The organism is Bacillus sp. EKM206B, from assembly GCF_011066015.1.
Lineage (GTDB): Bacteria > Bacillota > Bacilli > Bacillales > Bacillaceae > Bacillus > Bacillus velezensis.
In genome coordinates this window covers 67007-78715 of sequence record NZ_JAAMNL010000005.1, presented here as the reverse complement: position 1 = coordinate 78715, position 11709 = coordinate 67007, and the positions used below count along the sequence as shown (strand labels likewise).

Here is an 11709-nt window from a genome sequence, read left to right as displayed (position 1 = left end):
GTTCAGCGAGCGGAAGAAATATACGTTAACAAACGGGTGCGTTAGTTACATTAAAGTTCTTCGCCTATGAATTGAACGAAGCTCTTATTGATTCCTTTTCAGCAAAAAAAGCTTCCGGCACCTCTCTTTGATGCCGAAAGCTTTTTTATTGTTTTTTTCTGTGTGCTTCATTGAGCTGTTTAATATGCTGTATCGCAGCTTTGATGCCCTCTTTGGCGTCCGGGTAGGATTGATTCCAATGTTTGACGAGCGGAGGCATGCTTTTTGCGATATGTGTATACAAAATCCACTGCCTGACTTCTTCCTTTACATCCGGGTTTGTTTCGCCAAGCAATAGTTCCGTGTATTTCTCAAGCAGGCCGTCCAGCTGCTGCTGCAGTTTCTCTTCCATACCGTTCCCTTCCCTTTTTCATGATTATGACAATCGGGCGGTGAGGGCCGCTTCCTGCACGATACATCTGCCGCGTCCGTGCGGAATGCAAAGCGGCGTGCCGAACAGCGGGTCTTGCGTTACCTGGCAGTTCATCGCAAAGACCTGCTGTACAAGCTCGCAAGTGATGACTTCTTCGGGACGGCCCTCTGCGTAAATCTGTTTATCCTTAATGGCGACCAGATAATGGGCATAACGGCATGCCAGATTCAGGTCGTGCAGCACCATGACGATTGTGCGTTTTTCTTTTTCATTTAATTCAAACAGCAAATCAAGAATTTCAATTTGATGCGTCATGTCGAGATAGGTTGTCGGCTCGTCAAGCAGAATGATATCCGTATCCTGAGCGAGTGTCATCGCAATCCATGCGCGCTGGCGCTGTCCGCCTGACAAGGAATCCACCGGACGGTCGGCCATTTCCTCAAGCTTCGTCGCTTTAAGCGCTTTTGCGACTGCGTCTTCGTCCTCTTTGGACCATTGCTTCAGCCAGCTTTGATAAGGGTATCTTCCCTGCTTCACAAGCTGATACACCGTCAGGCCTTCGGGAGCTGACGGACTCTGCGGCAAAATAGCGAGCTCTCTTGCCACTTCCTTCGTCGGAAGCTTAGCGATGGCTTTTCCTTCTAAAAGCACAGAACCGCCCCTCGGTTTCATCAGCCGGGCCAATGAACGTAAAAGCGTCGATTTTCCGCAGCCGTTGCTTCCGATCAATACAGTGATTTCGCCTTTTGGAATCGCGACATCCAATTCGTCAATGATAACAGTTTCTCCGTACCCTAAGCTCAGCGTCTCTGTAGAAATTGCACTCATACCGCTAACCGCTCCTTTTTTGAGTTTCCCAACACTATGTATATAAACAAATTGCCTAAACATTCAACGTGAGATCATGATTATATTGTAACAGAAATTAATGACTCTGAATATCATTATCAATTAGTTTTGGGCAAAAAAGCAGCGGGCGGCGGTTATTTTTTTATTTCCGTCTTTTCTCCATCATTCTTTTTCAGTTTCAGATAAAAATGGTCATAGCGGCTGTCCAAATTAAAAGCCGAGAGCACCTGCCGGACGACCTCGCTTTCCTGCATCCGGCTGTTTACGGCAAGTTCTCCAAGGATCATCTTCATTTCATCAAGCGCTTCCTCGCCCTCTCTGTGAACCCCTGAGAGCTTGTCCCGGATGTCAGCCTTTTCATGACCGTCTTTTCTTTCATACAAACCTTCATAGCGGTTATGCTCTCCGGCTCCGTAGCTGACGCGAAGGGAAAAGCTGCTGTAAGGAACCGGCTTCGCGGATGATACGGGTGTGCTGTCTTGTTCCGCTTCCCGTTTTTCTTCATTCAATCGGCAGCCGGCAATCAGCATCAGCGTAAGACATAAAACGCCCCCCGTTCTGATCCATTTCATGCGATTCACTCCCATTCCATTCCGATCGTTTTTAGGTATTTCCAAGGGAGGCGGCTGTCATTCATTAAAAAAAAAGAACCGGAACGGTAACACTCCGGCCGGTTCATCTCCAGATTATCATTCAGTCAGCTCTAAAAATTCCTGCACATCCTGTACGGCAAGGCGGACCGCGTCTTCCCAAAACGACCGTTCCGTCAGATCCGCTCCAAGGTGCTTCATCGCCAAATCCTCAACAGTCATCGAAGCCGTGTCACACAAAAGCGCGATATATTTTTCTTCAAAATCCGCTTTTTCCCGAAGAGCTCTTGCATATATTCCAAGCGAAAATAAGTAACCGAACGTATACGGAAAGTTGTAAAACGGCACTCCCGTAATATGAAAATGCAGTTTCGACGCCCAGAAATGAGGGTGGTACTCCCCTAATGAATCGCAAAACGCTTCTTTCTGCGCCGCTTCCATCAGTTCATTCAGTTTCTCAGCCGGAACGACGCCCTGCTTGCGCTCTTCATAAAAACGCGTTTCAAATAAAAATCTCGCATGAATATTCATAAACATGGCTACGCTTTTTTGAATTTTATCTTCAAGCAAGAACAGCTTTTCATCCTTTGTCTCCGCTTGTTTCAAAGCGGCGTCGGCGACGATCATTTCCGCAAAGGTCGAGGCTGTTTCAGCCACATTCATAGCGTAGGCTCTGTTCAGCTGCCGCACTTGAAGCATGGCCTCCTGATGGAACGCGTGACCGAGCTCATGCGCCAGCGTCGATACATTCGAAGCGCTTCCGGAAAACGTCATAAAAATCCGGGATTCTCCGCTGTCGGGAAAGCTGGTGCAGAAACCGCCGACCCGTTTACCGCTGCGGTCTTCCGCTTCTATCCACCGATCACGGAACGCTTTTTCCGTAAATGCGGACAGCTTTTTGCCAAACGTCGAAAATTGGCTGACGATCAGATTGGCCGCTTCATCATATGTGTATTCTTTCGGAGCCTCGCCGATCGGCGCGTCCACATCATACCAGTTCAGCCGCTCAAGCCCTAAAAGAGACGCCTTTCGATTCAGGTATTCGGCAAAAGGCTTTTTATGATCGGTAATGACCTGCCACATGACATCCAGCGTTTCTTTTTTCATCCGGTTGATCGCAAGCGGCTCTTCTAAAGCGCTTTTCCAGCCCCGCGCTTTATAGATTTCCGTGCGGAAGCCGGCCAGATGGTTCAGCGTGCTGCCGAAAAGCTCCTCTTCTCCTTTCCACGCTTCATTAAGCTCTTTGAACACTTGACGTCTGATCCGCCGGTCCGGGTGCGCCATCATATTTTCCGCTTGGCCGACCGACAGCTCTTTATCCTCAAACGGAATCTTCATTCTGCCGACAGCCGCATTATACAGGTCGCCCCATGCGTGATAGCCGTCAACGGCCAGGCCCTCAATCAGCCTTTCTTCTGAAGCGCTGAGCTTCTCTTTGACCCGGTCTCTTCTCTCATTTAAAACATATGTGAGATCCTGAAGTTCCGGTTTTTGCAGCAGCTCCTCCCAGACCGGCTCGTCAATCCGGGCAAGTGTATCGTCAAGGGTGACCAGAGCGGATTTAAAATCACTGCTCAGCTGATTGATCCGCGCCCTCCATTCATTCGCTTTCTGATCATGAGTGTTCTGAGCCTGAAGACAGCCGACGAACGCTCCCGCCTGCCTGATCATGATCGCTGACCGTTCAAACCTATCAATCAGATTGATCAGCTCCCGGCTTTCATCCGCATGCGTCGGAACTGTAAATGCTTCAACCGCATGTTGAAAAGCGCTTAGATGCTTTTTGAGCTCTTGTATGTATTGCTGAAACTCTTCCGACCGGCTCCCGCCCTCAAAAATGGAGTTTAAATCCCATGTTTCCTTCAATCCCTCTAATGCCATCTTTTCTTTACCCCTTTCTATCCGAAGCTGACTCCATTATAAAACAATTCTGACATATTTCCGAACGATTTCTCCTTCTTTCCGCGAGATGTTATACACTATGAGATAAGAACAAACGGGGAGGATTATTATGAACAGAAAAATTGCCATTGTAACCGGCGCGACGAGCGGATTCGGGCTGCTGACAGCGCTGAAGCTCGCCCGGTCTTATCACGTCATCGCAACAGCCAGACAGCCGGAGAAAGCTGAAATACTGAAAGAGGCCGCCGCTCAAGCGGGTGCATCCGAACATGTTACGGTCGTTTCTTTAGATGTGACAAATGAGCAGTCGGTGTCTGACTTCGGGAACACCATCAGCGGTTTCGGACCGATTGACCTGCTCGTCAATAACGCCGGCACTGCGTACGGGGGGTTTATTGACGATGTGCTGATGGAACATTACAGACAGCAGTATGAATCAAATGTATTCGGTCTGATTCACGTCACAAAAACCGTGCTGCCTTATATGCGAAAACATAGCGGGGCGAAAATCTTCAATATCAGCAGTATCAGCGGACTGACCGGTTTCCCGGCTCTATCTCCGTATGTCTCTTCCAAATTCGCGGTTGAAGGGTTTACAGAGAGCCTGCGCCTCGAACTGCTGCCGTTAGGAATTGATGCCGCTTTAATAGAACCGGGCTCCTATAAAACGTCTATATGGGAGACATCTCTCTCCAATCATCTTACGGCACCCGGCAAAGATTCGCCTTATTACCGCTATTATCAGCAAATCGAAGCTTACTTCAAAGCCAACGCATCCAAAAGCGGGGATCCTGATGACGTAGCGGAGCTGATTTATCAATTGGCACAAAGGAAAAGGCTGAAGAAACTGCGGTATCCGATCGGCAGGGGCGTTAAGCTGACATTGGCTTTCCGCTCACTCTTTCCGTGGTCCGCCTGGGAATCGATTATAAAGAAAAAGCTGTTCACTTAAACCTAAATTATAATCATTATAATTTAGTATTGATTTTTATTTGATATGTGATATAATTAAATTAACAGATCACAGGGAGGACGATGAATATGAATACACAAAACGCGAAAAAAACTGAAACTCTTGTTGAGAAATCAATGAACACACAATTATCAAACTGGTTTATCCTTTACTCTAAACTTCACCGCTTCCATTGGTATGTAAAAGGCCCGCACTTCTTTACGCTTCATGAAAAATTTGAAGAACTGTATAACGAAGCGGCGGAAACGGCGGATGCCATCGCAGAGCGACTTCTGGCCATCGGCGGACAGCCTGCGGCGACTTTACACGCTTACCTTGAACAAGCTTCCATTACGGATCAAGGTCAGGAAAAAACGGCTTCTGAAATGGTGGAATCACTGGTTCAAGACTATAAACAAATCAGCCGCGAATCAAAATTTGTCATCGGCATCGCCGAGGAACAAAATGACCCGTCAACTGCCGACCTGTTTGTCGGATTAGTTGAAGAAGCGGACAAGCATGTGTGGATGCTGTCAGCCTACTTGGGAGAATAACGAAAAAAGCTGAACCTCAGTTGCAGGTTCAGCTTTTTTTATGCGTTCAGCTTGCGCTTTCAGTTTGTTTCGTTAATGTGACGTTCAGCGTCTTTTTGCTTCCGCTTCTGAGAACTTGAACAGTCGTTTTATCGCCGATTTTCAGCTGGTTATATAAGATCTGTCTGATATCGGCGCTGCTGCCGACATCTTTGCCGTTCAATTGTACAATGACGTCATTTGATTTGATGCCCGCTTTCGCAGCCGGCGAGCCGGACTGCACTTCTTTTACGTAAACACCCTTAGACAGCTGGTCGCCGAACAGTCCGAGCGTGTTTTCCTGATAGGTTTCCGGCACTTGCGCCATGTCAATCATCTGCACACCTAAAAATGGGCGCTCGACTTTTCCTTTTGCAAGCAGCTGGTCGACTATCGGTTCTACATCATTGCTCGGAATGGCAAAGCCGAGTGACTCCACGCCGTTTTCACTGACTTTCATGCTGTTGATCCCGATAACTTGGCCGCTTGAGTTGATTAACGGGCCGCCGCTGTTTCCGGGGTTAATCGCCGCATCCGTCTGAATCACGTTCATTTCCACTGTGCCTTGGGATGTATCGGCGTCTACCGTTCTGTTCAGCCCGCTGATGACACCTTGTGTGACGGTGCCGGAAAACTGCTGGCCGAGCGGGTTGCCGATGGCAATCACTTTATCGGCAATGCGGAGCTTGGAGGAATCCCCGAAGCTGGCCGCTTTTTTGACATTGGACGAGCTGATTTCCAATACAGCCAAGTCACTGATGGCATCCTTTCCGACAAGCTTTGCCGTTTCGGTTTTCCCATTGTAAAGAGTGACCGACAGTTTGTTCGCCCCTTCTACGACATGATTGTTTGTAATGATGTACGCTTTTTCGCCGTCTTTTTTGAAGATGACGCCTGACCCCGTGCCGCTCTCCGTTTCAGAGCTTGAACCGCCGTCAAGTCCGAACTGGCTGCTTTGCGAAGCTTGGTAGTTGGACACTCCGACAATCGCAGGCTCCAAGTCTTCCACCATATCCGCTACGCTTGAGGTATTTTTCAAAGGCGTTGACGTAAAATTCGAAGACTGAACTTGTTTCGTATCAGAAACGGCTTCTGTCTTATGCTGCTCACTCGGCAGGTTTGGCACAATGCCAAGCACGAGGCCGCCGCCGATAATGCCGCCTAAAATCGGGCTAAGCCAAGCGGCTCTCCGTTTTTTTTCTTTTTTCACGGCAGCCGTTTTTTCAAATTCCGTACCGGCTGCCGTCTCGTTTTCCGCTTCTTTCGAGACGGGCCCTTCGAGCAGCTCGGGCTCCTGATGGCTGATCTGCTGCTGTTCATTTCTGTTTTGTTCCGTATGTGAAAGATCTGACTGATCGCGGCTTCTGCCGTCATCTCGATGATCATTCATATTCACGCACACTCCTTCAGCATGTTTTCATTCTATCGATTACATATTCATCGCATGTACAAGTTCTATTGTCCCAATAATAAGGAGAAAAGCAAAGCTCCAAAACAAAATGTGTTTGAACATGTTATCTTCCCCGCTTTTTTTCTTCCTTTCTTCCCTTATACACATCATAAACAAACATTGTGGGATAAAAATGAAAAGAATATGTGAAATTATGAAAATGCGGCTTGAGTGTGTTAAAACTAGTATAATGACGTTGAAAGGATGTGAAATGCCTTGTCATACACCATTTATCTAGTTGAAGATGAGGATAACCTGAATGAACTGCTCACAAAATATTTAGAGAATGAAGGCTGGAACATTACATCTTTCACAAAAGGCGAAGATGCCAGAAAGCAGATGCAGCCGTCTCCCCACTTGTGGATTCTTGACATCATGCTTCCGGATACGGACGGCTATACATTGATAAAAGAAATAAAAGAAAAAGATCCCGATGTGCCGGTTATTTTCATTTCAGCGCGGGATGCCGATATTGACAGAGTCCTCGGGTTGGAGCTTGGAAGCAATGATTATATCGCCAAGCCCTTTTTGCCGAGAGAACTTATTATACGGGTCCAGAAGCTGCTGGAGCTCGTGTATAAAGAACAGCCCGCTCCCAAAAAAACCGGCATCACCGTTTCTTCCTACAATGTGATCGAAGATGCCCGAGAGGTTTATGATGAAACCGGCAGCCTGGTCAATTTGACGTCTAAGGAATTTGATCTGCTGCTTTTATTTCTTCACCATAAAGGACACCCCTTTTCCAGAGAAGATATCCTGCTGAAAATATGGGGCCATGATTATTTCGGCACTGACCGGGTGGTCGATGATCTTGTGCGGAGGCTGAGAAAAAAAATGCCCGGGTTAAAGGTTGAAACCATTTACGGATTCGGCTACAGGATGATGACGTCATGAAAAATAAGCCGCTTGCTTTTCAAATATGGGTGGTCATCTCAGGCATCCTCTTAGCCATTTCGATTCTGCTTCTCGTGCTGTTCTCAAATACGCTGCGTAATTTTTTCACGGATGAAACGTATACGACCATTGAAAATGAACAGCATGTACTGACGGAGTACCGGCTGCCCGGGTCGATCGAGCGGGGATATTACAGCGAGGATGCGACCGCGCCGACGACTTTCCGATCCGTTCAGCACGTTCTTCTGCCGCAACGGGAGGAATCGGCCAGTGACAAAGACTTGAACTACTTTTCTTCTTCCTTTATCCATAAGGTGTACAAGCTCGCGGGCCGCCAGCACAGCGTCACGAAACGATACAGCGCGGATATCAGCGGTGAAAAAGTATTTTTCGTCATTAAAAAAGGGCTTACCATTAACGGCCAGGATGCGATGATGCTGTCTTACGCCCTTGATTCTTATCGTGATGATCTGGCATTCACCCTGTTCAAGCAGCTGCTCTTTATCATTGCCGGCGTGATTTTGTTAAGCTGGATTCCGGCGATTTGGCTTGCCAAATATCTCTCGCGCCCGCTCGTTTCCTTAGAGAAACATGTCAAACGGATTTCAAAACAGGATTGGGATGATCCGGTCATCGTCGACAGAAAAGACGAAATCGGAAAATTAGGCCATACCATTGAAGACATGCGGAGCAAGCTGGTGCAAAAGGATGAAACGGAAAGAACGCTCCTGCAAAATATCTCTCATGATTTAAAAACGCCTGTCATGGTGATAAGGGGCTATACTCAATCAATAAAGGACGGGATTTTTCCTAAGGGGGATCTGGAAACCACAATTGATGTCATTGAAGGCGAAGCAGAAAAACTTGAGAAGAAAATTAAGGATTTATTATATTTAACGAAGCTTGATTATTTAATGAAGCAGCGGGTGCACCATGAGACATTTGACATTGTGAAGGTCACGGAAGAAGTCATTGAACGGCTCAAATGGGCCCGGAAGGAATTATCGTGGATCGTTGAAACAGAGGATGCATTAATAATGCCCGGTGATCCGGAACAATGGAGCAAACTTCTTGAAAACATTCTCGAAAATCAAATCCGCTATGCAGAAACGGCGATTCACATTCGGATCAGCCAAAATCAGCAGCAGATTGTCATGACGGTTGAAAATGACGGGCCTCCGATTGAGGATGAGATGCTATCCAGCTTGTACGAGCCTTTTAATAAAGGGAAGAAAGGCGAGTTCGGCATAGGACTCAGCATCGTAAAACGGATTTTAACCCTGCATAAAGCATCAATTTCAATTGAAAATGACCAATCGGGTGTAATCTACCGAATTATCATACCAAAGTAGACTGTAGTGTTTCATTGCAGTCTTTTTTATGTGAAGGAATAGCCGTTAAAATCTCTGTAGTTTGCTTTCAGCGGTTTTTGGCATTGATGAACCCATTTCTTTTCACAAATTGTCTTTTTCGGATATTTCACCTTTTCGACTTTAATTCCTCTGTTTCGCAAGCGGCTGATCATTTCATCTAATTCTTTCATTTTCAGATTCACCCTTTCGCCAGAACTTTGACCATTCGGTCAGCTCACTTTATAATATAAATAAAACAAAACAAAAAAACAAGTTACAATCAGGTTAAATTTACGGAATATCAATATGACCATATAGTCATACATGAGAAGCACAAGCCAGCCTCCTGGCTCCGAAAGGGTGGAAGCATTGAAGGAAAAAGAAAAGCTGATCATTGAAGCAGCAATTAAACTGTTTGCCCGAAAAGGGTACAAATCTACATCGGTTCAGGAAATCGCCGATGAATGCAAAATCTCAAAAGGCGCTTTTTATCTTTACTTTCCTTCCAAAGAAGCACTGCTTCTATCCATGCTGAATTACTACTATGATAAAACGTTTACCCGAATCACGACGATCCAAACGGAGGGTGACAGTCCGAGAGCCGCTTACCAAAAACAGCTTGCGGTGTTTTACGAATCGATTCTCGCCCATCAGGATTTTATTACCGTGCAGATGAAAGACGGTTCACTTCCTTATACCGAAGAAGCGGCGCAGTGCGGAAAGAGAATCCGCCGGTCGATCCTGCAGTTTCATATCGACAGTCTTCTTGCGATTTACGGAGATAAAGCTGAACCATACACAGCCGAGCTTTGTTTTTTAATAGAAGGAATCAGTCAGATGTATCTTGAATATCTCATTCTGACCGGCCGGTCCGTACAGCCTTCGCTTTTGGCAAATACCGTGATTCACAGAATTGATGACATCGTAAACGGAATGGCGGACAGACATGATGAAGCGTTTATTTCTCTTGATGAGGCAAGCTCACTGTTTGGGCCCCTTCATAACGGGCAGCCCGATCCTTTAAGCCAATCGATCTTGCAGACCCTCCGTACGCACATCGGCACGATGGACAAGGCGCAAGCATCTGAATTCACCGAGAGCTTGGATATTCTGGAAGCGGAAATGAAGAAAAAGTCGCCGAAACCGGCAATCATCAAAGGAATGATTTTGAATTTGAAGGAATCCGACCTGCTGGCTGAAGATGCAGAACAGCTCAGATTTTTACTGAAACAGCAGTTTATTTAGAAGAACGGCCGCAATGACTGCAGCCGTTCTTTCTTTTTATGCTTTCGGGTGCACCATATCTTCCGGACGCACCATTTCATTAAATTGTTCTTCTGTCAAAAGGTTCAGCTGTAATGCCGCTTCTTTCAGCGTCAAGCCTTCTTTGTGGGCAAGCTTGGCGATTTTCGCGGCGTTTTCATAACCGATGTGCGGGTTAAGCGCCGTAACAAGCATTAATGAGTTAGAGAGATTTTCCTGAATCGTCTCTTGGTTCGGCTCAATACCGACAGCGCATTTGTCATGGAAGGAATTCATTCCGTCACTGAGCAGCTGCACGGTCTGCAGGAAGTTATAAATGATAACCGGTTTGAAGACATTCAGCTCGAAGTTTCCTTGGCTGGCCGCAAATCCGATTGTCGCGTCATTTCCCATCACTTGCGCGGCGATCATTGTCAGCGCCTCACTTTGCGTCGGGTTGACTTTGCCCGGCATGATAGAGCTTCCCGGCTCATTTTCAGGAATGACGATTTCGCCGATTCCGCAGCGCGGGCCGCTTGCCAGCCATCTGACATCGTTGGCAATCTTCATCAGGTCGGCAGCCAATGCTTTTAACGCGCCGTGAACGTGAGTGATTTCATCATGGCTTGTGAGCGCGTGGAATTTGTTAGGCGAACTCTTGAATGTCTGCCCCGTTACTTTTGTGATTTCTTCCGCAACGAATTCACCGAACTGCGGATGGGCGTTGATTCCCGTACCGACTGCCGTGCCTCCGATGGCAAGCGCGCGGATTTTTTCCGTTGACTCAAGAATCATTTCTTTCGAACGGTCAAGCATGTATACCCAGCCGCTGATTTCCTGTCCGAGCGTCAGCGGAGTGGCGTCCTGCAAATGCGTGCGTCCGATTTTCACAATATCCTGATAAGCTTTCGCTTTTTCATCAAGCGTCGCGCGCAGCTGATCAAGCGCCGGAACGAGCTGCTCATATACGGCAAGAACCGCAGCAACGTGCATCGCCGTCGGGAATGTATCGTTTGAGCTTTGGCTGCGGTTAACGTCATCATTCGGATGAATCTTCAGCTCGGAATTTTTTTCTTTCAATAAAGCAGTCGCGCGGTTGGCCACCACTTCATTCATGTTCATGTTGCTTTGCGTGCCGCTTCCCGTCTGCCAGACAACGAGCGGAAAGTTATCGTCGTATTTGCCGTTTAAAACATCGTCACATACAGCGGCAATCGCCTGTGCTTTTTCAGACTCTAAGTTGCCGAGGCGTTCGTTGGCGATCGCTGTGCTTCTTTTCAATATTGCAAACGCCTTCACAACACGCTGAGGCATTTTTTCTGAACCGATTTTGAAGTTCTCTTTGCTGCGCTGTGTCTGAGCGCCCCAAAATTTATCTGCCGGAACTTTAACTTCTCCCATGGTGTCTTTTTCAATTCTGTAGTCCATTTATGTATCCCTCCATAACAGTTGCTTCACCCTGAGTATTATTCGCCAGTAACAGATGAAACCCTT

General features: G+C 47.0%; 11 protein-coding genes and 1 pseudogene. 5 read left to right on the top strand and 7 right to left on the bottom strand.

Features of this window, described 5'->3' with window-relative positions; translation table 11 throughout:
- Window positions 1–145 precede the first annotated feature (145 nt).
- The 4 genes and pseudogenes from G9F50_RS11060 to G9F50_RS11045 form a co-directional block, all read right to left on the bottom strand.
- Window positions 146–413, bottom strand: a pseudogene (locus G9F50_RS11060) (YusU family protein).
- A gap of 2 nt (window positions 414–415) precedes the next feature.
- Complete coding sequence (locus G9F50_RS11055; protein WP_060561929.1) at window positions 416–1240, bottom strand: ABC transporter ATP-binding protein; 825 nt, start codon at window positions 1238–1240, stop codon at window positions 416–418.
- 155 nt (window positions 1241–1395) lie between these two features.
- The gene (locus tag G9F50_RS11050) at window positions 1396–1833 is read right to left on the bottom strand and encodes a YusW family protein (RefSeq protein WP_060561930.1); all 438 of its coding nucleotides are present in this window, start codon (window positions 1831–1833) and stop codon (window positions 1396–1398) included.
- A gap of 117 nt (window positions 1834–1950) precedes the next feature.
- On the bottom strand, window positions 1951–3732 hold the full coding sequence (locus G9F50_RS11045) for a M3 family oligoendopeptidase (protein WP_060561931.1): 1782 nt from the start codon (window positions 3730–3732) through the stop codon (window positions 1951–1953).
- Between the two features lie 130 nt (window positions 3733–3862).
- On the opposite strand from G9F50_RS11045, the gene G9F50_RS11040 reads away from it, so the two are divergent.
- Together G9F50_RS11040 and G9F50_RS11035 are read left to right on the top strand one after the other, a co-directional pair.
- Complete coding sequence (locus tag G9F50_RS11040) at window positions 3863–4705, top strand: oxidoreductase (RefSeq protein WP_012118400.1); 843 nt, start codon at window positions 3863–3865, stop codon at window positions 4703–4705.
- 89 nt (window positions 4706–4794) lie between these two features.
- Window positions 4795–5259, top strand: coding sequence for a Dps family protein (locus tag G9F50_RS11035; protein ID WP_060561932.1), 465 nt, complete (start codon window positions 4795–4797; stop codon window positions 5257–5259).
- Window positions 5260–5305: 46 nt separating this feature from the next.
- Here the strand turns inward: G9F50_RS11035 and G9F50_RS11030 are convergent, their stop codons facing one another.
- Window positions 5306–6667: a S1C family serine protease gene (locus G9F50_RS11030; protein ID WP_060561933.1), complete on the bottom strand. Its 1362-nt coding sequence runs from the start codon at window positions 6665–6667 to the stop codon at window positions 5306–5308.
- Window positions 6668–6943: 276 nt separating this feature from the next.
- Here G9F50_RS11030 and cssR point away from each other — a divergent pair, with 276 nt between their 5' ends.
- On the top strand, window positions 6944–7621 hold the full coding sequence (gene cssR, locus G9F50_RS11025) for a two-component system response regulator CssR (RefSeq protein WP_007613651.1): 678 nt from the start codon (window positions 6944–6946) through the stop codon (window positions 7619–7621).
- Window positions 7618–8973, top strand: coding sequence for a two-component system sensor histidine kinase CssS (gene cssS / locus G9F50_RS11020; protein ID WP_060561934.1), 1356 nt, complete (start codon window positions 7618–7620; stop codon window positions 8971–8973). Before cssR ends, cssS begins: the two co-directional genes overlap by 4 nt.
- A gap of 26 nt (window positions 8974–8999) precedes the next feature.
- Here cssS and spxO read toward each other — a convergent pair whose 3' ends face one another.
- Complete coding sequence (gene spxO / locus G9F50_RS11015; protein ID WP_003151811.1) at window positions 9000–9164, bottom strand: anti-adapter protein SpxO; 165 nt, start codon at window positions 9162–9164, stop codon at window positions 9000–9002.
- Between the two features lie 178 nt (window positions 9165–9342).
- Between spxO and G9F50_RS11010 the strand changes: the two genes are divergently transcribed.
- Window positions 9343–10218: a TetR/AcrR family transcriptional regulator gene (locus G9F50_RS11010; protein ID WP_060561935.1), complete on the top strand. Its 876-nt coding sequence runs from the start codon at window positions 9343–9345 to the stop codon at window positions 10216–10218.
- A 36-nt stretch (window positions 10219–10254) separates the two neighbouring features.
- Here G9F50_RS11010 and fumC read toward each other — a convergent pair whose 3' ends face one another.
- Window positions 10255–11643, bottom strand: coding sequence for a class II fumarate hydratase (gene fumC / locus G9F50_RS11005; RefSeq protein WP_007410064.1), 1389 nt, complete (start codon window positions 11641–11643; stop codon window positions 10255–10257).
- Between the last annotated feature and the right edge of the window lie 66 nt (window positions 11644–11709).